Below are 24438 nucleotides of genomic sequence, written 5' to 3'. Positions count from 1 at the left end.
GCATGAAAGCAGAGAAGAAAGAGTTACCGGGGGTTCTTCAGCCAATCTCCCCCCTTGTGGGGGAGATGGCCGGCAGGCCAGAGGGGGGCGTGAAGGATCGCGGCGTTGCAGGAATTTCGATCAAGGCTGCTGGCAAAGCTGTTCGCCTGCGACAGCCTGAAACGCTGGCGGGACAGCGCCCCCCTCTGCCCTGCCGGGCATCTCCCCCACAAGGGGGGAGATTGCTAACCGCCCAGCCGTCTCCTCACCACCGCCGCATGGAAACGCGCGCCGTGCAGCAGGCCCTCGTCGTTGAAATCATAGGTCGGGTTGTGCAGCGGCGCGGTGCCGCCATTGCCCACGAAGACGAAGCAACCGGGGACATGGTCGAGGAAGCGGGCGAAATCCTCCGAGGCGGTCATCGGCTCAGCCGCGACGCGGACAGCGTCGTCGGCCAGCACGGCTCGGGCCGCCGCAAGTGCCTCGTCCACCAGCGCCGCGTCGTTGATCAAAGGCACGAACTCGCGGGTGTAAGCGACTTCAGCCGCGACGTTATAGGCCTGGGCCGTGCCCTCGGCGATGCGGCGCATCTCCTTTTCGATCGCGGCGCTCACCTCTGGCCGGAAACTGCGGCAGTCGCCCAGGATGCGCGCCAGCCCCGGCAGCGCGTTGCGGGTCCCGTCGGTGATGAACTCGGTCACCGAGACGACGCCGATATCGGCCGGGCTCAGGCGGCGCGAGACGATGGTCTGCAGGTTGACGACCAGCGCGCAGGCGGCGACCAGCGCCTCCTGACCGGCATGCGGCCGCGCCGCGTGGCCGCCGAGGCCTTTGAGCACGATCTCGAAATTGTCCTCGGCCGACATGACCGGGCCGCTGCGGGTCTCGAAATGGCCGATCGGCAGGCCAGGCATGTTGTGCAGACCGAATATCTCCTCGAAAGGGAAGCGCTCGAGCAGGCCGTCGTCCAGCATGGCCAGCGCCCCCCTGCCCCATTCCTCGGCCGGCTGGAAGATGAAGCGCACCGTGCCGTCGAAGCCGCCTTCACCGGCAAGCAGCTTTGCCGCGCCGAGCAGCATCGAGGTGTGGCCGTCATGGCCGCAGGCATGCATGGTGCCGGGTGTTTGCGAGCGCCAGGCTTGCGTGCCCTGTTCGGCGATGCGCAGCGCATCCATGTCGGCGCGCAGCGCGATGGCGCGATTGCCACTGCCGCGGGTCAGCGTGCCGACGACGCCGGTGCCGCCGACGCCTTCGGCCACCTCAAGTCCGAAGTCGCGCAGCTTTTGCGCGACGAACGCCGCTGTGCGTTTTTCCTCGAAGCCGAACTCGGGATGGGCGTGGAGATCGCGCCGCCATGCCGTCATCTCGCTGTGCAAAGCCTGTTGGTCGAGTTCAGCCATGGTCGCCCCTCAAGCCCCTTTTCTCGACGCAATTCCAGAAGGCTACGGCGAAGTCGCCGAGCCCAACCGCTCGGCACTTTTCCTGGAATTGCTCTTTTCTTGACGCAATTCCAGGACGGAAAACCGCTCGGCACTTTTCCTGGATTGCTCTTTTCTCGACGCAATTCCGGACGGAAAACCGCTCCGCACTTTTCCTGGAATTGCTTTCACGCAGTCTGCAGGAACACCTCTTCCGGCGCCATCCCGACCAGCTCGGCAAAGCGGCCATGGTCGGTCGCGCCCTCCGAGTTGATGACGAGCACGCGCGAATGCCTATCGAGGCCGAGCGCCGTGCGCTTATGCCTGTCGCCCGCGGCGCGGACCAGCCCGGCGAGGCCTGCCCCGCCGCTCTCGCCGGAGACGATGGCCGGATCGTTGCCCAGCGGCCGCGCCAGCCGCTTCATCACCGCGACCGCGTCCTCCTCTTCCACCGTCATGAAGGCATCGCCGACGCGCGCCAGCACGCGCCAGGCGACCAAGGACGGCTCGGCGCATTCGAGCATCGTCATCACGGTCGGCTCCTGATTTGCGATCGTTGCCGGACGTCCGGCCTCAACCGAAGCGTAGACGCAGGCCGAGCGCCGCGGCTCGACCACCACGGCCTTCGGCCGCCTGGAGCCAAGCATGACAGCCATATGGCCGGCGACCGCCGCGGCGAAGCCGCCAACGCCGGCCTGCAGGAAGACATGCGTGGGCGGCTCGGCCATGCGCCGCAACGTCTCGCGCACGATCACCGTGTAGCCCTGCATGACCAGTCCGGGGACGCGCTCATAGCCCAGCCAGGACGTGTTGGAGACGATCTTCCAGCCGCGCTCGGCGCCGACGCGGGCGACTTCGCGCACCGCATGGTCATAGCCGCCTTCGACCTCGACGATCTCGGCGCCGAAGCGGGCGATGGCCGCGACACGCTCACGGCTTACGCCGGCATGGACGAAGATCACCGAGCGCGCGCCGACGAGGCTGGCGCCCTGCGCCACGGAGCGGCCATGGTTGCCGTCGGTGGCGCAGACGAAGATCATGCTCGACGCGATCTCGCGCACTCTGGCGTCGTTTATCTCGCTGATATCGACATCGCGCCCGAGCCACTTGCCGGCCTCCTCCAGCACCAGCCGCATAACGGCATAGGCGCCGCCCAGCGCCTTGAAGGAGCCCAGGCCAAGACGCTGGCCCTCATCCTTGACGTGAAGCGCCGCGATGCCGAGCTTCTGGGCCAGCGCCGGCAAGGCATGCAGCGGCGTTTCCGCATCGTTGTCGCGCGCCTTGAGGTAATGCTCTGCCCGCGCGCCGCCGGCCATGCCGAGCGACTCGGCATCAGCGGCAACCAACGGCTGGTTGTATTCTGGACGTTGGTTGAGAAGCAGCATGCTAGTCTTCCTGCTAGGCACTGAATTCTGTTGGCGGGTGCGATTCCGGCGCGATTCCGGCGCCTTAATTGGCTAAGTGATTGATTTCTGTTTCGACCAGATGTCGCCGAATGTTCGCTTTGGAAGGATTCGATACAGCCAACTTGACTATTTTTGGTGGTATTTGGCCTGACGGCGTGCCGTCGAAACGCCGTAGACACCAGCCCCCTGTCAGTCGGCCGCCAGCCGGGCGGCGACGCCGAGCAGGATGTTGGCGCCGGCAACAAGCTCGCTGGCGGCGGTGAACTCGGCCGGGTTGTGGCTGATGCCGCCCCGGCTCGGCACGAAGATCATCGCCGACGGCGCGATGCGCGCAATCATCTGCGCGTCGTGTCCGGCGCCCGAGGTCATGCGCCGGCACGAAAGGCCGGCGGCCTTGGCGCCATCCTCGATCAGCGAAACGATGCTGGCATCGAAGGTCACCGGCTCGAACCGCGCCAGGCTTTCGGCATGGATGGTGACACCGGTGCTTGCGGCAAGCTGGTCGAGGAAAGCGGCGAGCGCGGTTTCCTCCTCGCGAAGGTGCGTTTCAACCGGGTCGCGCAGGTCGATGGTGAAGGTCGCCCGCGACGGGATGACGTTGATGGCGTTGGGCTCGAAAGCGATGGTGCCGACGGTCGCGACCGTGCGCGTCGACGACGCACTGGCCCGGTCCGCGAGAAAGCCGATCACCCGCGCGGCGGCGACGCCGGCATCGCGGCGCATCGACATGGGCGTGGTGCCGGCATGGTTGGCCTCGCCGTCGATCGTAATGCGCTGCCACGAAATGCCCTGCAGGTTCTCGACGGCGCCGATGGCGATGCCTTCGCGCTCCAGCACCGGCCCCTGCTCGACATGCAATTCGACATAGGCATGCGGCATGAGGAAGCCGGGCTCGTGGTTGCCGGCATAGCCGATGCGCTCGAGCTCCTTGCCCAGCACCGTGCCGTCGGTGCCGACCGAGGCCAGCGCTTCCCCGAGGTCGCGGCCGCCGGCAAAGACCAGTGAACCCATCATGTCGGGCGAAAAGCGCACGCCCTCCTCATTGGTGAAGGCGGCAATGACCAGCGGGCGCGCCGGCGCGAAGCCGGCCTCCTTCAGGCTCTCGATCGCTTCGAGGCCGGCAAGCACGCCATAGCAGCCGTCATAGATGCCGGCGTCGATCACCGTGTCGATATGCGAGCCGAGCATGACCGGTGGCTGGCCGCTATTGGCATCGTCCCGCCAGATGCCGAAAATGTTGCCGATGCGGTCGACGGCGACCTCAAGCCCTGCCTCTTCCAGCCAGTCGACGAGGCGGTCGCGGCCGAGCTTGTCCATGTCGGAAGCGGCGACGCGCATGAGCCGTCCCTGCGCGTCGCGGCCGATACCGCCGAGTTCCTCGATGCGGCCCAGGAGCCGGTCGGCGTTGATCGTCAGATTGCTCATGCCGGCAGCCTTGCGTTTGCGACCTCGTCCGGCGCCATGCCGACCAGCTCGGCATAGCGGCCAGGATCCGTCGCGCCTTCGGAGTTGATGATCAGCACGCGGGAGCTGGAGTCGAGGCCGAGCGCCGCCCGTATCTTCCTGTCGCCGGCAGCGCGGATCAGCCCGGCGAGGCCTGCCCCGCCGCTCTCGCCGGAGACGATCGCCGGATCGTTCGCCTCGGGTCGCGCCAGGCGGTTCATCACCGAGATCGCATCCTCTTCCTCGACCGTCATGAAAGCATCGCCGATCCGCGACAGCACGCGCCAGGCGACCAAAGACGGCTCATAGCATTCGAGCATCGCCATCACCGTGGGCTTGCTGTGCGCGATGGCGACAGGACGCCCGGCCTTCGCGGTGGCGTAGACGCACGCCGCCCGCGCGGGTTCGACCACGATTGTCTTCGGCCGATCCTCGCCAAGCCTGATGGCGAGATGGCCGGCCACCGCCGCGGCGAAGCCGCCGACGCCAGCCTGCAGGAAGACGTGGGTCGGCGGCTCAGGCAAACGCTTCAGCGCTTCGCGCACGATCACGGTGTAGCCCTGCATCACCAGTCCTGGAATGCGCTCATAGCCCGGCCAGGACGTGTCGGAGACGACGGTCCAGCCGCGCTCGGCGGCGACGCGGGCGGCTTCCCTGACCGACTGGTCGTAGTCGCCAGCAACGCGCACCATCTGAGCGCCGAAGCGGGCGATGGCCGCCACGCGTTCGTTGCTGACGCCCGAATGGACGAAGATGACGGAGCGCGCGCCGACGAGGCCGGCGCCCTGCGCCACCGAGCGTCCATGATTGCCGTCGGTGGCGCAGGCGAAGGTCATTTGCGCGGCGATCGCCCTCACCTCCGGCTTGTGCAGTTCCTCGACATCGACGGCGCGGCCGAGCCGCCTGCCGGCCTCCTCCAGCACCAGATGCATGACGGCATAGGCGCCGCCGAGCGCCTTGAAGCTGCCGAGGCCGAGGCGCTTGCCCTCGTCCTTGAGGTAAAGGGCGCCGATGCCGAATTCGCCCGCCAGCGCCGGCAAGGGATGCAGCGGCGTCTCGGCATGGTTCTCGCGCGCGGCAAGAAAGCGCTCGGCCTCCCCGGCGCCGGCGAGCCCAAGCGTCGCGGCGTCTTCCTCCGTCAGCGGCTGACGATGATCCGGATGGCGGTTGAGCAGGAACATGGGTCGGCCTTTCTGCGCCTTTGATGTGCTGAAATTTATTGCAAGCGAAGCGAGAAAGGCGCTCTGTTTTGGCGCTTTAAATGCAAGTTTGTTTCGTCTGGAACGCTGCCATGTCCATTTCGCCCGAACTCGACGCCTTCGACCGCGCCATCCTCGCCATCCTGCAGAAGGACAACACCACGCCGCAGCGCGTCATCGGCGAGAAGGTCAACCTCTCGGCGCCGGCCGTGCAGCGGCGCATCAAGCGTATGGAGGAAACGGGCGTCATCCGCGCCAATGTCGCGCTGGTCGATCCGGCCAAGGTCGGCCATCCGATCACCATCTTCGTCGAGGTCGAGGTGGAGAGCGAGCGCGCCGAGTTGATCGACGCCGCCAAGCGCGGCTTTGCCGAAGTGCCCGAGGTGCAGCAATGCTATTACGTCACCGGCGAGGCCGATTTCATCCTCGTCGTCACCGTGGCGACGATGGCCGACTACGAAGCGCTGACCCGGCGGCTGTTCTTCGCAAACAACAACGTCAAAAGGTTTCGCACGTTCGTGGCGATGGACCGGGTCAAGGTAGGGTTGGAAGTGCCGGTGGAGTGAGGCGTCGAAGCTGCCGATCTCCCCAACAACAAGGGGGAGATCGGCAGTCGTCCTGGCTTTCGCCAATCTCCAGCGTCTACTGGCTCGGCGCCATCGCGTGTTCGCACGACACTTTCGGGTTCATGTCGGCAAAGGTGCCGGTCGGGTTGCCTTTCCAGGCCCAGACATGCAGTTCGTAGAACTCGCCCAGACCGTAGCGGTTGGGCGCGCTGTTGAAGTTGAACAGCTGGCCGTCGAGCGACGCCGGCCCCTTCGAGGTGATGTATTCGACCGCCACCAGCTTCAGCGCGCCGTCGGCCATCGGCTCGTACATGACCGCTTCCGGACGGGCGATATCGATCTTGTCGTCCTTCAGATACCGGCCGTTGACGTAGTGGATGCCCATGGCGCCGCCCGTGATGCCGCTGGCGCAAGGAATGGGCGCATAGCCCTCGGCCGTAGCGGCCTTGACGTCGAGAAACCGGCTGTTGGCCGCTCGCACCTTGTCGGCCAGCGGGCTGGCGCCGGACACGGACGCAGCCGCATGCTGATGCGCCTGCGCGAAGGTCGTAAAGGCCGTCAGCGCGGCCGCTGCCATGAGAAGCCTGTTCCAAAAGTGTGGTGTCATGTTCATTCCGTTCTTCCTGAAAAAGCACGGCTTGCCGGCCGCCGAAAATACGGCGGCGCGACAGGCAAGCGCCGTGGCTGTTTGTGCTTGATGATCGCGGGTTCGATGCGGCGGCTGCCGATCATCCCTTCGGCAGGTACGAGATCGTTCCGGCCAGGTCGGTGTTGTCGATCAGCTGGAACCGGCTGTCGCTGCCACCTTGTCGGGCCGACACGAAGGGGGCGTAGGCCGGATCATTGGTGAAGGCGTGCGCCGCCGCTTCCGATGGGAAGGCCATCAGCGCGATCAGCGTCGTGTCGAGCGGCTTGCCCTCGAGCGTCTTTACATTGCCGCTGCGCGCCAGATATCTGCCGCCGTGCTTGTGAACGAGGTCGTGCACGGTCGCGGCATAGTCCGGTATCCATTTCGGATCTTTCACCTTGATATCCGCGATAAGGTAAGCGGTCATGGTCAGTCTCCTGGTTGCTGCGCACAGGGGTATCCCGTGCGTCGGCCAAAACGGCTCGCACGGCAGGGCTCGCGCCAACCAGTCCGCGATCTGTACCGGACCGGTACAGTTTCTGTACTCGCCGCTTCATTCATGAAGGTCTAATGTTCCACCCAGTTTCGAGGGAGGACACAGATCATGGCCCAGCACGGATACAAGCAGTTCTGCCCGCTATCGATGGCCGCCGAGGTGCTGTGCACCCGCTGGACGATGGTGCTGATGCGCGAACTGGTGGCGGGCTCGACCCGCTTCAACGACCTGCGCCGCGGCGTGCCGAAAATGTCGCCGACCCTTCTGTCGCAACGGCTGAAGGAGCTGGAGCTGGCGGGGATTGTGGAGCGCCGGGAAGTCCCCGGCGAGAAGGGTATCTTCGACTATCGGTTGACCGAGGCGGGACGCGACTTGCGCCCTGTCGTCGAGGCGATGGGCTTTTGGGGTCAGAAATGGGTCGAGTCCAGGCTGTCGTTGAAGAACCTCGATCCGTCCCTGCTGATGTGGGACATGCGGCGTAATCTGAACCCCTCGCCGCTGCCCGAGGGAAGAACCGTGATACAATTTCTGTATCAGGATCTCCCGGCGTCGAAACGCTCGTGGTGGCTGATCGTCGAGAAGCATGGCGAGGTCGATTTATGCTGGTACGATCCGGGTTTCGAGGTCGACCTTTACGTCTCGACCGATCTCCACACGATGACCGCAATCTGGATGGGCCTGCTGACCGTCGAGAAGGCCGGCGTGAAGGTCGTCCTGACCGGCGACAAGGCCATCGGCAGGAAGATGCAAACCTGGCTCGGGCTCAGCCCGTTCGCGGTCGAACCCAAGCGGGCAGCCTGAAGGCAGGCTTTGGCGATCCAGCCACGGTCGGCTGATCGCTCAAAGCCATGAAATCAAAGCTTGTCACGGTTGCCGTCCTCGGCCGCCGGCGCCAGCCACCGTGCATATACCTCGCCGACAATGCCGCGCCGGAAGATGAGCACGCAGATCATGAAGATCAGCCCCGTGGCGATCGTCACCGGAAAGCCCGAGGTGGCCAAGGTGTTTTCGAGACCGACGACAAGGCCGGCGCCCGCCACCGGACCGACCATGGTGCCGATGCCGCCAAGCAGCGTCATCAGGATCACCTCGCCCGACATCTGCCAGGTGACGTCGGTGAGGGTGGCGAACTGGAAGACGATCGCCTTGGTCGCGCCGGCGAAGCCGGCAAGGGCCGCCGACATGACGAAGGCGGCGAGCTTGTAGCGGCCGACCGAATAGCCGAGCGAAATGGCGCGGTTCTCGTTTTCTCTTATCGAGCGCAGGATCATGCCGAAGGGCGAATTGACGATGCGCCAGATGGCGAAGACGCCGATGAGGAAGACGGCAAGCACGAAGAAATACATGTTCATGGTGACGTTGAGGTCGACGACGCCGAAGAGGTGGCCGCGAGGCACGCCCTGGATGCCGTCCTCGCCCTCGGTGAAGGACGCCTGGACGCAGAAGAAATAGAACATCTGCGCCAGCGCAAGCGTGATCATCGAGAAATAGATGCCCTGCCGGCGGATGGCGAGGAAGCCCATGACGAGGCCCATGCCCGCGGCGCCCGCGGTGCCGAGCAGGATGGCTGCCTCCGGCGGCCAGCCCCAGGCTTTCACGGCGTAGGCGCAGAAATAGGCCGCACCGCCGAAGAAGGCGGCGTGGCCGAAGGAGAGCAGGCCGGTATAGCCGAGCAAGAGGTTGAAGGCGCAGGCGAACAAGGCGAAGCACAGCATCTTCATGACGAAGATCGGATAGACGAAGAAGGGCGCGGCGATCAGCGCCACGATGCCCAGTGCTATCAGCCCCCGTTCGAGCCTGAGAGAGGCGGCGGCGCGTTCCTGGTGAAGGGTTGCATCGCTCATTTCAGGCATCCCTTCCGAACAGACCGGCCGGGCGCAAGAGCAGCACGATCACCATGATGACGAACACGACCAGGTTCGAGGCTTCCGGGTAAAAAACCTTGGTCAGGCCCTCGGCGAGGCCGAGCATGTAGCCGGTGACGATGGCGCCCAGGATCGAGCCCATGCCGCCGATCACGACGACGGCGAAGACGACGATGATCAGGTCCGAGCCCATCAGCGGGCTGACCTGGTAGACCGGAGCGGCGAGAATGCCGGCGAGCCCCGCAAGGGCCGCGCCAAGCCCGTAGGTGAGCGTGAGCAGCAGCGGCACGTTGACGCCGAAGGCCTGCACCAGTTGCGGGTTCTCGGTCGCCGCGCGCAGATAGGAGCCAAGTCTCGTCTTTTCGATCAGCAGCCAGGTGCCGATGCAGACGATGAGCGAAGCCACCACCACCCACCCGCGGTAGTTGGGCAGGAACATGAAGCCGAGATTGGTTCCGCCGGCGAGCAGTGTCGGCACGGCATAGGGATTGCCCGAGACGCCGTAGTAATAGCGGAACACGCCTTCGATCACCAAGGCGAGGCCGAAGGTGAAGAGCAGGCCGTAAAGCGGGTCGAGGCGGTAGAGCCGCGACAAAGCAAGGCGCTCGACCGCCATGCCGAACAGGCCGACGATAAGCGGCACAAGGACCAGCGCCGGCCAGTAGCCGATGCCCAAATGCACCAGCAGCAGATAGCCGATGAAGGCACCCAGCATATAGAGCGCGCCATGGGCGAAATTGATGATGCGCAGCAGACCGAAGATAACGGCGAGGCCGAGGCTGAGCATGGCGTAGAAGGAGCCGTTGATCAGGCCGACAAGGAGTTGCCCGAGCAAGGCCTGGATGGGGATGCCGAAGACCGTCAACATGGCGCGATCATACCCCCAGCACTTCGTGCAGCTTGTCGGTGTGCGCGGACAGCTGGCCGACGGCAAAACCCTCCACCACCTTGCCGTGGTCCATCAGGTAGAAGCGGTCGGCGATGCGGGCGGCGAAGCGGAAGTTCTGTTCCACCAGCAGGATGGTCATGCCGCGCTTCTTCAGCGTCGCCAGCAGCTCGCCGATGCGCTGGACGATGACCGGCGCCAGGCCTTCGGTCGGCTCGTCGAGCAAAAGCATCTCGACGCCGGTGCGCAGGATGCGCGCAATCGCCAGCATCTGCTGTTCGCCGCCGGACAGTTTTGTCCCTTGGCTGTCGCGGCGTTCCTTGAGGTTGGGGAAGAGCTCGAAGATTTCTTCCACGCTCATGCCGCCCTTGGCCACGACCGGCGGCAGGATCAGGTTCTCGTCGACGGTAAGGGTGGCGAAGATGCCGCGCTCTTCAGGCACGAAGCCGATGCCCTGATGGGCGACGCGGTGAAGCGGCAGGCCGATCAGGTCCTTGCCGTTGAAGGTGACGGAGCCGGTGCGCTTGCGGATCAGGCCCATGATGGCGCGCAACGTCGTCGTCTTGCCGACGCCGTTGCGGCCGAGCAGCGTCACGGTCTCGCCGCGCCTGACATCGAGGTCGACGCCGTGCAGCGCATGGCCTTCGCCATACCAGGCGTGGAGGTCGCGCACGGCAAGCAGCGGCTCACTCATGCTCCGTCCCCATGTAAGCGACGCGCACGCGCTCGTCCTGGCTGACGGTGGCATAGTCGCCGGCCGCCAGCACCTGGCCGCGCTGCATGACGGTTATCCAGTCGCAGAGGTCGGCAACCACGGTGAGGTTGTGCTCGACCATCAGCACGGCGCGGTCCTTCGCCAACGATCGGATGATGCCGGAGATCATGCCGACATCCTCATGTCCCATGCCGGCCATCGGCTCGTCGAGCAGAAGCACTTTCGGGTCGAGCGCCAGCGTGGTCGCGATCTCCAGCACGCGCTTGCGGCCGTAGGAAAGATCGCCGGCGAGCCGATGTGCCGCGTCGTCAAGACCTACGATGGCGAGCAGCTCGCTCGCCCTTGGCGTGAGCTGATCCAGCGCGACGACCGGGCGCCAGAACTGGTAGCCGAGCCCGCCCGGACGCTGCAGCGCCACGCGCACATTGTCGAGCACGGAAAGATGCGGAAAGATCGCCGATATCTGGAAGGAACGGACGAGGCCCATGCGCGCCACTTTAGCCGGCGGCGCGCGGGTGATGTCGGTGCCGAGCAATTCGATCCTGCCGCTGGTCGGCTGCAGGAATTTGGTCAACAGGTTGAAGATCGTGGTCTTGCCGGCGCCGTTCGGGCCGATCAGCGCATGGATTTTTGCGTGATGGACGTCGAGGTCGACATCCTTCACCGCGACGAAGCCGGCGAAGTCGCGCCTGAGGCCGCGGGCGGAAAGCACCACCCGCGGCGTCTGATCGGTGCTGTCCGGGCGAACAGCGGTGGCGGTGTCGAGCGTCACTTGGTGACGAGCGGGCAGCCGCTGTCTTCGGCCTTCATGAAGGCCTTGTCGCCGGGAATGGTCGCCAGATAGGTGTAGTAGTCCCAGTCCTTCTTCGACTCTTCCGGCTTCTTGACCTGGTAGAGATACATGTCGTGCACCATCGAGCCGTCGGTCTGCACCTTTCCGTTGGCGGTGAAGACGTCGTTGACCGGCATTTCATGCAGTTCCTTGGCCACGGCCTCGGTCTCGTCGGTGCCGGCCTTGTCGATGGCCTTCAGATACTGCGTCACCGCCGAGTAGGTGCCGGCCTGGATCATGTTCGGCATGCGGTTGGTGCGCTTGAAGAAGCGTTGGGCGAATTCGCGGCTCTTGTCGTCGCGGTCCCAGTAAAAGCCTTCGGTCAGCACCACGCCCTGCGCCGCCTGGAGGCCGAGCCCATGCACTTCGGCGAGCGTGAAGAGAAGTGCCGCCAGCCGCTGGCCGCCGGCGACGATGCCGAATTCCGCCGCCTGCTTGATCGAGTTCGAGGTGTCGAGGCCGGCATTGGCAAGCCCGACGATCTTGGCGCCGGAGGACTGCGCCTGGAGCAGGAAGGAGGAATAGTCGGTGGAGCCGAGCGGATAGCGCACCTCGCCCAGCACCTTGCCGCCGCTGGCTTCGACCAGCTTGGCGGTCTGGTCCTTCAGCGAATAGCCGAAGGCGTAGTCGACGGTGATGAAATACCAGCTGTCGCCGCCCTGCTTGACCAACTCGCCGCCGGTGCCGACAGCCTGCGAATGGGTGTCATAGGCCCAGTGAAAACCATAGGGCGAGCACTGCTTGCCGGTGAGGTCGGTGGAGGCTGCGCCGGTGACGATGTCGATCTTCTTCTTTTCCTTGGAAAGCCCCTGGACGGCCAAGGCCACGGAAGACGTCGTGAGCTCCATGATCGCGTCGACCTGCTCCGTGTCGTACCACTGGCGCGCGATGTTGGAGGCGATGTCGGGCTTGTTCTGATGATCGGCGCTGACGATCTCGATCGGCGCGCCCTGCACCTTGCCGCCGAAATCCTCGACCGCCATCTTGGCGGCCTCGACCGACCACTTGCCGCCGAAATCCGCATAGACGCCCGACTGGTCGTTGAGGATGCCGATCTTGACCTTGCCGTCGGAGATTTCGCCGGCCGCGGCCGGCATTGCGGATGCCGCAAGGAGCGCGGCCGAGACGAGATAGGATGCTTTCACTGGTGGTTCCTCCCATATGGCAACCATTGCAAACGCGGCTGCCTCGCGATGGTTCAACAGTTCCTTCGGATTTTGGATTGGAGCCTCGATCCCGCTCTGCCGCTCCTCCTCTCGCGGGTCCTCTTGTTTGCGGGCTGGGCCACGGCGTGCCTTGGGGGCACGGGCGCGAGCCTAGCACCACATGTCGCGGGCCGAGAATGCTATTTTCGTAGCATGGCAGAAGATTGGGATGACCAGTTGCCGGAGACGATCAAGCGGCGGTCGTATGGTGATGAGGCGCCCCGGGACGGTCAAGCGCGAGCGGCGGCTTTTCTGTCCTTTGTGTTGCCCTGATCGGCCAAGTGGTAAGGGACGATCAGGACCTCTGCAGGGATATGCCATTCACGATTGAGCTTGAAAGCCATGTCCATCGTCAGCGCTCGCTTGCGGGCTAGAATCTCAGATGCACGCGACGCCGACCCGAGCAGCTTTATCAGCGCTTGCCTGCTGAGATTGGCCATCTCCATATGAGCAGTGATCGCGTCCACCGGGTCGGTTTCCGCGATAGGGTAGTGTTTTGTCTCGTATGCTTCGATAAGTTCAGCAAGAACATCGAAACGATCGGCGTCAGGCGTGCCGGGAACGGGCTCCTTGTCAAAATAGCGAGTGATCTCCGCAATCGCCCAATCGTAATCGGCTTCGGTCTTAATGGGTCGGATGTTGTCCATCACACCTTCTCCGCGTCTATCTTGTCGTACTCGACGTGAGTGCCGACGAATTTGATCAGCACTCTCTTGAACGTGTAGCTTACATGCACAATCAGCCGGTACTTATTGCCCGCAATGTCGAACACCGGACGGTTATCAGCTACGAAATCGACATTTGCGCCGAACTGTTCCTTGACGTCAGCCGGTCCCTTCCAGTCGACCTTGCTCGATGCATTGAACCAGGCCGTCAGCGGCATTCTGGATTGCGGATGCTTCGTCCAGAAGGTGACGAGCGTTTTCCTGCTGACGATTTGCATATAGCCATTTCCCAAACTGGGAACAAAGGGTACTTACCCAAATTGGGAAATATCCATCTCATCGACGCCCGCTCACCACGGCAGCGGCTTGCCGTCGCGAAAAAAGCCGCCGGTCGGGCCGTCGTCGGGCAAGGTCGCGGTCCAGACAATCCCGGCCGCTCCCTGCGCCACCGGGCGTCCGCCGGGACCGCCCATGTCGGTCGCGACCCAGCCGGGGCAGATCGAGTTGACCAGCACGCCGGCGCCGCGCAGCTCCGCGGCCAGGATGCGGGTCAGCGCGTTGAGCGTCGCCTTGCTGGTCGAATAGGCCGGGGCGCCGGCGCACATGGAAGCGAGCGAGCCGCCTTCCGACGAGACGTTGACCAGCCGGCCATGGCCGGAGGCACCGAGCAGCGGCGCGAAGGCGGCAGCGACGCGCCAGGCGCCGAAGACATTGGTCTCGAAGGCCTCGCGGATCACCGTCCAGTCGGGCTTGAGCGCGCGCGCCGAAGGGTCGTAATGGATGGCGGCGTTGTTGACCAAAACGTCGAGCCGGCCGAAGCGGCGCTCGACCTCGGCCGCGGCGCGCGCTGCCGCCTCGGGCGCGGCGACATCCAGCGCGATGGCTTCGACCTTGCCGCCAAGCCGCTTCGCCGCCGCCTCGCCCTTGGCAAGATCGCGCGCGCCGATCAGCACGGTGAAGCCGAGTTCGGCGAGTTGGTGCGCCGTTTCCAGGCCGATGCCCCGATTGCCGCCGGTGACGAGCGCCACCTTGCCGGAATGATCTGTGCTGCCGGTCATTGCTTCCGCTCCTTCGGTTGTGCGTGTCGACAGCAAGATCGCATCGATCGCACCGATTGATTAGAGTGAAGAGTTCGCAATCATTATGCGATTCAGTTCATGAATGACGGGCAATTCCGAACCCCCGCAATATTTTACCACCGCCGAGGAATGCTATCGCATCTGAAAGCGCACCCTCGCGGGTCGCTACGCGGTCACCTTTGCCCAATGCACGAGGGCGAGGACGCGCCGGACACAATCCAGAAACAAGATTCAACAGTCGGGAAAAACTCGCGAAAAGAGCGCCTGCCATAAGCGGCACCGGAGCAGCCGATGATTTGCGGCGCGCGACACAGGACATTGTTCTTAACCAAGGAATGCCGATTATGAAAAAGACCGTTCTTTCCGCACTCGGCCTTGCCGTCGCGCTCGCTTTCGCGGTGCCGGCGCTGGGCACCACCGAAGCCAACGCCGCCGCGACGACCACCGCGACCACGACCACGACGACTGCTTCGGCCGCGACCACCGAGACGGCCAAGCCCGCCGCCAAGGCCGAGCACAAGAAGCATCATCGCAAGCATCACCGCCGTCATGCCCGCAAGCATCATCACGTGAAGAAGCACTCGAAGCATCACGCCAAGAAGCATCACGTGCGCAAGCACCATGTGAAGAAGCATGTTGCGAAGAAGGCCGCATAAGGCCTGACGCGGTTCGAACTTCATGACCGGATGATCCCGGACCGCTTGCAAAGGGTTCAGGATCATCGCTTCCCGAAAACGCCGCCCTCCTTCCGGGCGGCGTTTTTGTTTGCGTCTACGGCTTCTTCTTCTGCGGGTGGATCGTCTCGCCGCGCTTCAGCATCGCCACCAGATCGGCGATCTTCTTCTTGCGGCCCGCCTCGGTCTTCATGTTGTGGGTGCGAAAAGCGAGCGCGAACCGGTTCTGCGCCGAAAGCTTCTCCAGCATTGCCCTTGCCTTCGGCTCGGCATCGATCGCGGCCTGCAAGTCGGGCGGTATGGTCATCTCCTTCGATCCGCCATAGGCGCGGTCCCAGCGGCCGTCGGCCTTGGCAGCCTCGACCTCGCGCAAGCCGTGGCTGGTCATGCGGCCCGCCTCGATCAGGCGCGCGACATTGTCGATGTTGATCTTGCTCCAGATGCTCTTCCTGCCGCGCGGCGTGTAGCGCTGCAGGAAACTCTTGTCGTCGAGCGACTTGCGCACCGCGTCGATCCAGCCGAAGCAAAGCGCGACGTCGATCGCCTCCTTCGGCGTGATCGACGCCAGCCCCGACCCGACCTTATGGACCTTGATCCAGACCTCGCTTTCGCCGGCGTGGTTGTCGGCCAGCCAGGCATGGAAGCTGTCGGCATCGGGGAACTCGCGCACCTTGTCCGGGTCGACCTTTATCGGGGCCATCGCCACCTCGTCTTTCGTCGCCACCAGTGTGGGCGATTCCGCAGCGGTTGTAGCGACGGTTGGTGCCAGTTTCTGTCAGTAGGCGCCAAACGGCTTGATCCGACGGGCTCCTCATTTGCGAATTGAAGCGACGACCGCCGGGTCGAAGGCTACAGGATTTTCGCCAGAAAGCTCTTTGTGCGGTTCCTCTGCGGATCCGAGAAAAGCGCTTTCGGCGCTCCCTCCTCGACGATCATGCCGTCATCCATGAAGATCACACGGTGCCCGACCTCCCGGGCAAAACCCATCTCATGGGTGACCACGACCATCGTCATGCCCTCAACGGCGAGGGTCTTCATGACCTGAAGCACCTCGCCCACCATTTCGGGATCGAGCGCGGAGGTCGGCTCGTCGAAGAGCATGACGTTCGGTCCCATCGCCAGCGAGCGCGCGATTGCCACGCGCTGCTGCTGGCCGCCGGACAGTTCGTCTGGATAATTCGCTTCCTTGCCGACGAGACCGACCTTGGCCAGCAATTCGCGCGCGACCCTGTTGGCCTCCTCGGTCGGGATCTTCTTGACCTTGCGCGGCCCGATCGTGACATTCTCCAGAATGGTCAGGTGCTTGAACAGGTTGAACTGCTGAAACACCATGCCGACATGCTGACGTAGTTGGTGGATGTTTGTCTTCGGGTCGGTCAACATCATGCCGGCGATTTCGATCTCGCCGCTGGTTGCCGCCTCCAAGCCGTTCAGGCAGCGCAGAAAAGTGCTCTTGCCGCTTCCCGAGGGACCGATGACGACGACGACCTCCTTTTCCTCCACATGAGTGGTTATCCCCTTGAGGATCTCGTTGTGGCCAAAGGACTTGTGAAGGTCCTTAACGTTTATCAACTTGAAGCCTCCTCTCCAGGTAGGACGAGAACTTCGACAGCGAGAAGATGAGGACGAAATAGAGGGCGGCAATCAGCCCCCAGATCGCAAAGGACGCAAAGGTCTCGGCAATCACGATCTCGCCCTTGTAGACCAGCTCGGCGATGCCGACCGGCGCCAGCAGCGAGGTATCCTTGATCGTCTGGGCAGCCTGGTTGACCAGCGGCGGGATCATCCGCTTGAACGCCTGGGGCAGAACAATATAGCGCATCGTCTGAAAGCCGTTCATGGCGATTGACTGCGCCGCCTCCTTCTGGCCCCGGTCGACGCCGAGAATGCCCGCGCGGATGATCTCGGTGACATAGGCGCCCTCGTTCAGGCTGAGCGTGAACGCGGCGGCGAGAATGGGATAAGTCAGCTGTCCGAACCACTGGTTGACGGGCAGGATCGCAGGCAATCCAAGCACGATGAAGAAGAGTTGCACCAGCAGCGGCGTGGACCGGAAGATCTCGACATAGCCGGTGGCGATCCAGCGCAGCGGCGCAACAGTCGACAGGCGCATCAGCGCCGCGCACAGGCCGATCACCACCATCAGGATGATGGCGACGATCGAATACTGGATGGTAAGCCGCAGGCCATCGAGGATGACGGGTAGGTTTTGCCAGATGGGGCCCATGAACCGTGCCTTGGATCGCTATTCCCGCCCGCTTCGTCAGAAGACACGCATGGCACGGCTGGCGCCATGCGTGTCGACTTGCCGGAGAGAACGCTGAAGGGATCTGCCGTTTGGATGATCCGAACGGCCTCAGCCCGAAATCGCGACGGAAGCCGGTTTCTGAACCTCGTTGACGACACCACTGGTATCGCCTCCGAAATATTTCTCGAAAAGCTTCTGGTATTCGCCGCTCTGCTTGATCTTGGCGAGGCCGGCATTGATCTTCCCGACAAGCTCCGGCTTTTGCTTGCTGATGGCGATGCCGTAATATTCGCCAGTCAGCAGCGGGCCCACGGTCTCGACGTTGTCGTGGCCGGCCTTGAAGTTGACGTTGACAGGATTGTCGAAGATGACCGCGTCGGCCCCGCCGGTTTCGAGCGCCTGATAGGCTGCATCGATGCTCTGGAACTGCTTCACATAATCCGGCGCGAAGCCATGACCGGTCAGGTAGTCGACCGACGAGGTTGCCTTCTTGGTCGCGACCACGTGGCCCTTGAGATCGTCGAAGCCCTTGATGCCGGAGTCTTTCTTCACCAGCACCGAAAGGCCGGATTTGTAATAGGCGTCGCTGAAATCGACGTTCTGCATGCGGCTGGTCTTGATCGTTATTCCGGCAACTGCGGCGTCGATCGAGCCGGCCTGCAGACTCGGGATGATCCCGTTGAACGGCAGTGTTTTCAGGCTGACCGTCATGTCCTCGGCCTTGGCGATCGCCTTGATCATGTCGATGTCGAAGCCCGTGACTTCGCCATTCGTCTCGGTCTCGAATGGCGGGAAGGTCGTGTCGGCACCGACCACGATGTTGGTTGCCGCGCTCTGCGCGGCCGCCATGGGCGTTGCGCCGAATGAAAATACGAGGCCGGAAACCAACGACGTTGCCAGCATGATAAGCGACTTGTTGTTCACAGATATCTCCTTTCGGCGGGCATTCGTCTGCTGAAGGCGTCGACGATCAGGAGTGGTGCGCAATGCATGAACTCGGAGCCCGTACCGTGCATCTGGATCGGGCCGCGCCCAAGTCAAGGTTGCCGCAGTTGCGGTTCCTCAGGAAGAGCCGCGGCCGGCGGATTTCATGCGCGGCCAGGTCTCGCGACCGGTTATGCCAGAGCCTGCGGTAGAAGTGGGGCGAGCGCGTCGACCCCCCGCCATCGGAGCTTCCTATGGCACCATCGGATTCTTCCGTTTCCGCTTCGCGCGGCGGCCTGCCAAACCCTGTCCAGGCAAAAGAAAGGCATGGACATGGACAAGCAGAGAATCCTGATCGTCGGCGGCAGCTCGGGCATGGGGCTGGCGCTCGCCAAGCGCTGTCTCGAGGAAGGCGCCGGCGTCATCATCGCCGGGCGCGGGCAGGCGAAGCTGAGCGCGGCGCGGGAAGAACTCGGCCAGCCGGGCACGCTCGAGACAGCCGTGGTCGATATAAGCCGCGAGGACGGGGTCGCAGCGCTTTTCGAGCGCATCGGCAGGCTCGACCATATCGTCAGCACCGCCGCCGCCATCGAAGGCGCCTACCGGCTGTTGCCGGAGATCGAGCTTTCGGCCGCGCAGCGGGTGGTCGAAAGCAAATTTTACGGGCCGCTGCTGCTCGCCAAGCATGGCGCGCCGAAGCTGCCGCCGACCGGTTCGCTCACCTTCGTCTCCGGCATCGCGGCCTATCGGCCGGCGGCTCGCGGCTCGGTGGTCGCAGCCGTCAACGCGGCGCTGGAAGGGCTGGTAAGAGCGCTGGCTTTGGAACTCGCGCCGATCCGCGTCAACGCCGTGTCGCCCGGCTGGGTCGATACGCCGATATGGGAGTTTGTCGCGGGCGACGGGAAGGCGCAGACGCTGGCCGCCATGGCGGAGCGATTGCCCGTGGGGCGGGTCGGAAGGCCCGACGACATCGCCGACGCAATCCGCTTCCTGATCGGCAATGGCTTTACGACGGGAGAGACGCTGCATGTCGAGGGCGGGCACCGCCTGGTTTGACCGGGACGAAGCCCTCCCCTAGAGCGGTCAGCAACGCTTTCAACGCCGGCGGCTGGACGCGGCGGCGGCGCCAGATCATCACCACGTCCGCCGAGCGGACCGAGCCGGGCCAGGCGAGCTCGGCCACCTCGCCGCGATCGATCGCGGCGACGACAGCCAGCCGCGGCACAAGGCCAAAGCCGGCGCCGGCCGCCACCAGCCCGGCTATGGCGTCGATGCTGCCGGCTTCGGCGGCCAGCCTTGGCTTGCCAAGACCTGCCTCGGCAAACGCCTTGTCGACCATGGCGCGGTAGACGCAGCCGGTCTCGGTGGCGACGAAAGGCTTTTCGGCCAGCGCCGCCAGATCGACATCCGCACGGTTGTCGCCGGGAGGCGCGATCAGCGCCAGCGGCTCGACCGCAACGGCGCGTCTGGCAAGGCGCCGGTCCGGCTCACCAGCATCGGGTCGCTCGAAGCAGAAAGCGACGTCGATCTCGCCGTCACCCAGCCGGCGCAGCAACTCGCCGCTGCCGGCGATCCGGAGCTTGATATCGATGCCGGGATGGTCGGCGCGGAAACCAGCAAGCCATGGCGCCAGCCTTGCCGCGGCGATCGTCTCCAGCGCGCCGATCGACAGGCTGCCGGCCGCCTCGGCGCTGGTGGCATCGATGGCGGCGCGGGCGTCGTCGGCAAGCGCCAGCAGGTCCTCGGCATAGGGTTTCAGCGTTTCGCCCGCCGGCGTCAGTTCCAGCCCCTGTCGCGAACGGGTGAAGAGGCTGGCGCCAAGCTCGGCCTCCAGCGCCTGGATCTGGTCGCTGACGCTCGACTGGGCGAGATGGAGCTCCCGCGCCGCGCGCGTGACGTTGCGCGTTCGCGCGACCGCCAGAAAGGACCTCAGCAGCCGGGGATGCATCGGCGCTTCTACTGCAACTGCGGTTTCTTCAGGAAGGAATTGCGGTCGGCGGATTTGACGCGCAGCCAGGTCTCGCGACCGTCGCGCACGACGCGCAGCGGAATCTCCGCGCCGGCCGGGTTCTGCCAGAGTTTTCTGTAGAAATCGGCCAGACCGTCGACTTCGCCGTCGCGCACGTCGGAGATGATATCGCCCTGGCGCAGGCCGGCCTGGGCGGCCGGGCCACCTTCGGCCACGCTCATCACCACCACCATGCCGTTCGACTCGGCCGAGAAGGCGCCAAGCCACGGACGCGGCGCCTTGGCCGCCTGGCCGCGCTTGATGAGATCGTCCAGAATCGGCGTCAGAAGATCGATCGGCACGACCATGTTGATGTCGGCCACCTCGCCGGCGCGGCTCATCTGCAGGCGCAGCGATCCGACGCCGAGCAGCTTGCCGTCGCGATCGAACAGCGCGGCCCCGCCCCAGGATGGGTGGGCGGGCGCAATGAAGATCGCCTCGTCGATCAGATACTCCCAGTAGCCGGCGAATTCCTGCTTGGTGACGATGTGAGCGTCGACCTGCTGGCCGATGCCGTCGGCGAGCGTCACGGCATCGCCGATATTGGTCTTCCTGGCATTGCCGAACTGCACAGCCGGAAGGTTGAGCGGCGACAGCGCCTGAACAAGGCCGAAGCCGGTTTCCTGGTCATAGGCAAGCGCGTGCGCGGCGACCACGCGGCCGTCCTGGTCGGTCAGCCACACCTCCTCGGCCTCGGTGATGAGATAGCCGATGGTGAGCACCAGGCCATTGTCGCGGATCACCACGCCGCTGCCTTCGCGGCGCGTGCCCAGCGCATTGGCGGTGAAAGCGTCGTCCGGCACCGTGGCGCGCACGGCAACGACGGAGCGCGAAATTTTCTCGATGGTCATCGATCCATCCTGGATTGCGGGGGTCTCTGCTTATAAGTATGGCCGAAGGAGCGCGGCGCAAGGGCGGATTTCCCCCTTGCCCCCTTGTGGGAGAGGGTTTCGCCGAAGGCGACTGATGAGGGGGCTCCAGAGAGCACAGACGCCACCCTCCGCTGGAACACCCCTCACCCGTCTCGGCGCCGCGCGCCGATCCAACTTCTTCACAAGGGGAGAAGGGAAGGCACTGGCACAAGCGCTAGTTCAACGAAGATTGAACTTTTTTCTTTGACGCGCGCGGAACCGCACCTAAGTCTAACGGCATCCGCGACGGACTTCCCGCCGCTTGAAACACAGGGCCGCCAACATGGACGAATACACCCCACCGAAAGTCTGGACCTGGAACAAGCCCAATGGTGGTCAGTTCGCCTCGATCAACCGGCCGATCGCGGGCCCGACGCATGAGAAGGAACTGCCGGTCGGCAAGCACCCGCTGCAGCTCTATTCACTGGCCACGCCCAATGGCCAGAAGGTTACGATCATGCTGGAGGAGTTGCTGGCGCTCGGCCACAAGGGCGCAGAGTATGATGCCTGGCTGATCAAGATCGGCGACGGCGACCAGTTCGGCAGCGGGTTCGTCGGGGTCAACCCGAACTCGAAGATCCCGGCGCTGATGGACCGCAGCGAGCCGAAGCCGGTGCGCGTGTTCGAATCCGGCTCGATCCTCACCTATCTCGCCGAAAAATTCGGCGCGTTCCTGCCGACCGAGCGCGCGGCGCGGGCAGAGACCTTCTCGTGGCTGTTCTGGCAGATGGGCTCGGCGCCCTATCTCGGCGGCGGCTTCGGCCATTTCTACGCCTATGCGCCGCACAAGATCGAATATGCCATCGACCGCTTCGCCATGGAGACCAAGCGGCAGATGGACGTGCTCGACCGCCGGCTGGCCGAGAGCGAGTATCTTGCCGGCCCGGACTACACCATCGCCGACATGGCGGTGTGGCCCTGGTATGGCGGGCTGGCCAAGGGCCGCAGCTACAACGACGCCGCGCAGTTCCTCTCGGTGCATGAATACAAGAACGTGCAGCGCTGGGCCGACGCGATCGACGCCAGGCCGGCGGTAAGCCGCGGCCGCATGGTCAACCGCATGTCCGGCGATCCGGCCTTCCAGCTGCGCGAGCGCCATGACGCCAGCGACTTCGAGACGAAGACGCAGGATAAGCTGGAGGCGGCGGAGTAAGGGTTAATCTCCCCTCTCGAGGGGAGATCGGCTACCTGCCGAATGTATACGTCACACTCGCCACGCCGAGCGCGGAGCTCTTGGCGGCGACCGAGACCATGTCCGGTAACGGATTGTCCGGCGTACGCAGCGTCTTTTCGCCCAGCGCATAGAGCGTGAAGACATAGTGATGCTGGCCGCTGCCCGGCGGCGGGCATGGGCCGAAATAGCCGGCGCGGCCGACGCCGCCCTTGCCGAGCACCGCCCCCTTGGGCATGCGCTTGCCGCCCTGCGCGCCGGCGCCTTCTTTCAGACCCTTGGCGCTCGCCGGGATGTTCCAGGCCAGCCAGTGCCAGAAACCCTTGCCGCCATTGGCGTCGGTGTCGAACATGGTCAGCGCGTAACTCTTGGTGCCGGCGGGCGGATCCTTCCAGGCAAGGGCGATCGAGATGCTTTGCCCACCGCAGCCGGGCTTGTCGCCGAGATATTTCGCGTCCCATTTGCCGTCCGAAACCGACGGGCTGGAGATCTCGAAGGCCGCCGCATGGCCGGCGGAGGCGACAAGGACAAGCATGGTGAAGCCGAGACGCAAGGTTGTCATTTGATCCTCCCTGGAAAACGCAGCGTAGCGGAAAAGCGGCCCGAAAAAGGGCGAACTGCCGCGACCGCCTGCCTGGACAACAAAAAAGCCCCGCCGGTGGAGGCCGTCGGGGCTCTTCGTTCGGACCATGGAGGTGGGACCCCAAGGTCGGGTCGATCCAGGGGGTGTTGGATCGGTCGCGACACTAGCCGAGGAATCGGTCGCGCGGACAATCACAGCTGCGCACTACCAATCACGCCTGCGCGAGAATGAGGTGATAGCCGGCTTACCCCCGCAGCAGCTTCGCCAGTCTCGGCACGCCTTCGTTCACCGCGCGGTCGTCGGCAAGGGTGAACGACATGCGCAGCGTGTTGCGGCCGGTGCCGTCGGCGTAGAAGGCGTTGCCCGGCACGAAGGCGACGCGCGCCTCCTTGACCGAGCGCGCCAAAAGTTCGGTGGCGTCAGCGCCATCCGGCAGCGTCAGCCAGACGAACATGCCGCCGTCCGGGCGGCTCCAGGAAATACCGTCGGGCATGTTGGCTTCCAGCGCCGAAAGCAGCGCGTCCCGGCGCTTGCGGTAGGCGCCGATCAGCTTGTCCACTTGGGCATCGAAGATGGTCTCGGCGACCCGGTGCATGACGATCTGGTTGATCGAGGGGCTGTGCAGGTCGGACGCCTGCTTCATCAGCACCAGCTTTTCCACGACATGGCGCGGCGCGCAGACCCAGCCGACACGCATGCCGGGCGACATGACTTTCGAGAAGGAGCCGCAGAAGAGCGTACGCGCCTTCTCGATGCCCCCCGAGCGCGCGCAGTCGAGCGCCAGGATCGGCGGCACGCCTTCGCCGTCATAGCGCAGCGCGCGGTAGGCCGCGTCCTCGATGACGGCGATGTCGAGCTCGCCGGCGAGGTCGAGCACCGCCTCACGCTGCTTGGCGTCCAGCGTCTCGCCGGTCGGGTTGGCGAAATCCGGCACCAGATAGGCGAACTTCACCTTGCCGCCATTAGCCGCCGCCGCGGTGCGGTAAGCCTGCGGCGTCATGTTGCCGCCGGCCGGGTTGAGCCGGTCGTAGCGCGGCTCGTAGGCGTTGAAGGCCTGCAGCGCGCCGAGATAGGTCGGCCAGGTAACAAGCGCCGTGTCGCCGGGCGACAGGAACAGCTTGCCGAGATAGTCGAGCCCCTGCTGTGAGCCGGAGGTGATGAAGATGTTGCCCTCGTCGCACGGGACACCGAGCTTGCCCATTTCACCGGCCAGCCATTTGCGCAGCGGCAGGAAACCTTCGCTGACCTGGTACTGCAGCGCGGCCCCCGCCTCCTTGCCGCCCAGCACCGCCTGATAGGCATCGGCGATGGCTTCGGCCGGAAACAGCGACGGGTCGGGAATGCCGCCGGCGAAGGAGATGATGTCCGGCTGGTCGAGCAGCTTCAACAGCTCGCGGATTTCCGAAGCCTTCATGCGCGAGGAGCGCGAGGCCAGAAGGTTCAACAGGGTCAAGGCGCACCTCCCGCAGTGCTTATTTAGGTCAGCTTGGTTGACCTATTATCAGGCCGCGCCTTTCGCGTGAATACACAAAACGAC

27 protein-coding genes are annotated in these 24438 nt (G+C 64.5%); 5 read left to right on the top strand and 22 right to left on the bottom strand.

Translation table 11 applies throughout. The features are described 5' to 3' along the window. Positions 1–224 precede the first annotated feature (224 nt). The 4 genes from FJ414_RS17020 to FJ414_RS17005 all read right to left on the bottom strand — a co-directional run bounded on the left by FJ414_RS17020 (position 225) and on the right by FJ414_RS17005 (position 5427). A complete protein-coding gene (locus FJ414_RS17020; protein ID WP_140645520.1) occupies positions 225–1379 on the bottom strand; it encodes a M20 aminoacylase family protein in 1155 nt (384 codons plus the stop codon). A gap of 206 nt (positions 1380–1585) precedes the next feature. After that, positions 1586–2782, bottom strand: a complete 1197-nt coding sequence (locus FJ414_RS17015; RefSeq protein ID WP_140645519.1) for a diaminopropionate ammonia-lyase — start codon at positions 2780–2782, stop codon at positions 1586–1588. Between the two features lie 210 nt (positions 2783–2992). Next, positions 2993–4228 (bottom strand): Zn-dependent hydrolase, encoded by a 1236-nt coding sequence (locus FJ414_RS17010; RefSeq protein WP_140645518.1) that lies wholly within the window; start codon positions 4226–4228, stop codon positions 2993–2995. Then, on the bottom strand, positions 4225–5427 hold the full coding sequence (locus FJ414_RS17005) for a diaminopropionate ammonia-lyase (protein ID WP_140645517.1): 1203 nt from the start codon (positions 5425–5427) through the stop codon (positions 4225–4227). The genes FJ414_RS17010 and FJ414_RS17005 overlap by 4 nt, the downstream gene beginning before the upstream one ends. Positions 5428–5537: 110 nt before the next feature. Here FJ414_RS17005 and FJ414_RS17000 point away from each other — a divergent pair, with 110 nt between their 5' ends. Further along, a complete protein-coding gene (locus FJ414_RS17000) occupies positions 5538–6011 on the top strand; it encodes an Lrp/AsnC family transcriptional regulator (protein WP_140645516.1) in 474 nt (157 codons plus the stop codon). A 76-nt stretch (positions 6012–6087) separates the two neighbouring features. Here the strand turns inward: FJ414_RS17000 and FJ414_RS16995 are convergent, their stop codons facing one another. Beyond that, the gene (locus tag FJ414_RS16995) at positions 6088–6624 is read right to left on the bottom strand and encodes a hypothetical protein (RefSeq protein WP_181181636.1); all 537 of its coding nucleotides are present in this window, start codon (positions 6622–6624) and stop codon (positions 6088–6090) included. A gap of 115 nt (positions 6625–6739) precedes the next feature. After that, positions 6740–7066, bottom strand: coding sequence for a DUF1330 domain-containing protein (locus tag FJ414_RS16990; RefSeq protein WP_140645515.1), 327 nt, complete (start codon positions 7064–7066; stop codon positions 6740–6742). Positions 7067–7243: 177 nt separating this feature from the next. Here FJ414_RS16990 and FJ414_RS16985 point away from each other — a divergent pair, with 177 nt between their 5' ends. Then, positions 7244–7936 (top strand): helix-turn-helix domain-containing protein, encoded by a 693-nt coding sequence (locus tag FJ414_RS16985; RefSeq protein WP_140645514.1) that lies wholly within the window; start codon positions 7244–7246, stop codon positions 7934–7936. Positions 7937–7989: 53 nt separating this feature from the next. On the opposite strand, the gene FJ414_RS16980 is transcribed toward FJ414_RS16985, so the two are convergent. From FJ414_RS16980 to FJ414_RS16945, 8 genes are all read right to left on the bottom strand, one after another. Continuing rightward, positions 7990–8988 carry a branched-chain amino acid ABC transporter permease gene (locus tag FJ414_RS16980; RefSeq protein ID WP_181181635.1) on the bottom strand — a complete coding sequence of 333 codons (999 nt, stop codon included), beginning with the start codon at positions 8986–8988 and terminating at the stop codon, positions 7990–7992. Then, entirely contained in the window at positions 8981–9868 is an 888-nt protein-coding gene (locus tag FJ414_RS16975; RefSeq protein ID WP_140645512.1) for a branched-chain amino acid ABC transporter permease, read from the bottom strand. Before FJ414_RS16975 ends, FJ414_RS16980 begins: the two co-directional genes overlap by 8 nt. A 7-nt stretch (positions 9869–9875) precedes the next feature. After that, the gene (locus tag FJ414_RS16970; RefSeq protein ID WP_140645511.1) at positions 9876–10580 is read right to left on the bottom strand and encodes an ABC transporter ATP-binding protein; all 705 of its coding nucleotides are present in this window, start codon (positions 10578–10580) and stop codon (positions 9876–9878) included. Continuing rightward, positions 10573–11373 (bottom strand): ABC transporter ATP-binding protein, encoded by an 801-nt coding sequence (locus FJ414_RS16965; protein WP_140645510.1) that lies wholly within the window; start codon positions 11371–11373, stop codon positions 10573–10575. Before FJ414_RS16965 ends, FJ414_RS16970 begins: the two co-directional genes overlap by 8 nt. Next, a complete protein-coding gene (locus tag FJ414_RS16960) occupies positions 11370–12578 on the bottom strand; it encodes an ABC transporter substrate-binding protein (RefSeq protein WP_140645509.1) in 1209 nt (402 codons plus the stop codon). Before FJ414_RS16960 ends, FJ414_RS16965 begins: the two co-directional genes overlap by 4 nt. A gap of 290 nt (positions 12579–12868) precedes the next feature. Then, on the bottom strand, positions 12869–13285 hold the full coding sequence (locus tag FJ414_RS16955) for an XRE family transcriptional regulator (RefSeq protein ID WP_140645508.1): 417 nt from the start codon (positions 13283–13285) through the stop codon (positions 12869–12871). Further along, the gene (locus FJ414_RS16950) at positions 13285–13581 is read right to left on the bottom strand and encodes a type II toxin-antitoxin system HigB family toxin (protein WP_140645507.1); all 297 of its coding nucleotides are present in this window, start codon (positions 13579–13581) and stop codon (positions 13285–13287) included. Before FJ414_RS16950 ends, FJ414_RS16955 begins: the two co-directional genes overlap by 1 nt. A gap of 72 nt (positions 13582–13653) precedes the next feature. After that, on the bottom strand, positions 13654–14361 hold the full coding sequence (locus tag FJ414_RS16945) for an SDR family NAD(P)-dependent oxidoreductase (protein WP_140645506.1): 708 nt from the start codon (positions 14359–14361) through the stop codon (positions 13654–13656). Between the two features lie 365 nt (positions 14362–14726). Between FJ414_RS16945 and FJ414_RS16940 the strand changes: the two genes are divergently transcribed. Next, positions 14727–15038, top strand: a complete 312-nt coding sequence (locus FJ414_RS16940) for a hypothetical protein (protein ID WP_140645505.1) — start codon at positions 14727–14729, stop codon at positions 15036–15038. Positions 15039–15153: 115 nt separating this feature from the next. Here the strand turns inward: FJ414_RS16940 and FJ414_RS16935 are convergent, their stop codons facing one another. From FJ414_RS16935 to FJ414_RS16920, 4 genes are all read right to left on the bottom strand, one after another. Further along, complete coding sequence (locus FJ414_RS16935) at positions 15154–15756, bottom strand: YdeI/OmpD-associated family protein (protein ID WP_140645504.1); 603 nt, start codon at positions 15754–15756, stop codon at positions 15154–15156. 149 nt (positions 15757–15905) lie between these two features. Then, on the bottom strand, positions 15906–16628 hold the full coding sequence (locus FJ414_RS16930; RefSeq protein ID WP_140645503.1) for an amino acid ABC transporter ATP-binding protein: 723 nt from the start codon (positions 16626–16628) through the stop codon (positions 15906–15908). After that, positions 16615–17283: an amino acid ABC transporter permease gene (locus tag FJ414_RS16925; RefSeq protein ID WP_140645502.1), complete on the bottom strand. Its 669-nt coding sequence runs from the start codon at positions 17281–17283 to the stop codon at positions 16615–16617. The genes FJ414_RS16930 and FJ414_RS16925 overlap by 14 nt, the downstream gene beginning before the upstream one ends. A gap of 129 nt (positions 17284–17412) precedes the next feature. Continuing rightward, positions 17413–18228 (bottom strand): basic amino acid ABC transporter substrate-binding protein, encoded by an 816-nt coding sequence (locus FJ414_RS16920; protein WP_210239671.1) that lies wholly within the window; start codon positions 18226–18228, stop codon positions 17413–17415. Positions 18229–18555: 327 nt separating this feature from the next. On the opposite strand from FJ414_RS16920, the gene FJ414_RS16915 reads away from it, so the two are divergent. Beyond that, entirely contained in the window at positions 18556–19284 is a 729-nt protein-coding gene (locus FJ414_RS16915; RefSeq protein ID WP_140645501.1) for an SDR family oxidoreductase, read from the top strand. On the opposite strand, the gene FJ414_RS16910 is transcribed toward FJ414_RS16915, so the two are convergent. Next, on the bottom strand, positions 19235–20176 hold the full coding sequence (locus FJ414_RS16910) for a LysR family transcriptional regulator (RefSeq protein WP_140645500.1): 942 nt from the start codon (positions 20174–20176) through the stop codon (positions 19235–19237). The two genes, FJ414_RS16915 and FJ414_RS16910, sit on opposite strands and share 50 nt — an antisense overlap. Positions 20177–20184: 8 nt before the next feature. Further along, entirely contained in the window at positions 20185–21087 is a 903-nt protein-coding gene (locus FJ414_RS16905) for a S1C family serine protease (protein WP_140645499.1), read from the bottom strand. Between the two features lie 343 nt (positions 21088–21430). Here FJ414_RS16905 and yghU point away from each other — a divergent pair, with 343 nt between their 5' ends. Beyond that, positions 21431–22300, top strand: coding sequence for a glutathione-dependent disulfide-bond oxidoreductase (gene yghU, locus FJ414_RS16900; RefSeq protein ID WP_140645498.1), 870 nt, complete (start codon positions 21431–21433; stop codon positions 22298–22300). Positions 22301–22331: 31 nt separating this feature from the next. On the opposite strand, the gene FJ414_RS16895 is transcribed toward yghU, so the two are convergent. Together FJ414_RS16895 and FJ414_RS16890 are read right to left on the bottom strand one after the other, a co-directional pair. Beyond that, positions 22332–22880 (bottom strand): YbhB/YbcL family Raf kinase inhibitor-like protein, encoded by a 549-nt coding sequence (locus FJ414_RS16895; protein WP_181181634.1) that lies wholly within the window; start codon positions 22878–22880, stop codon positions 22332–22334. A gap of 265 nt (positions 22881–23145) precedes the next feature. Beyond that, positions 23146–24315: a PLP-dependent aminotransferase family protein gene (locus tag FJ414_RS16890; RefSeq protein ID WP_181181640.1), complete on the bottom strand. Its 1170-nt coding sequence runs from the start codon at positions 24313–24315 to the stop codon at positions 23146–23148. Between the last annotated feature and the right edge of the window lie 123 nt (positions 24316–24438).

The sequence above is a fragment of the Mesorhizobium sp. B3-1-6 genome, from assembly GCF_006439555.1.
Taxonomy (GTDB): domain Bacteria; phylum Pseudomonadota; class Alphaproteobacteria; order Rhizobiales; family Rhizobiaceae; genus Mesorhizobium.
The sequence above is the reverse complement of the archived record's forward strand: the minus strand, read 5'-3'. Positions and strand labels throughout refer to the sequence as shown.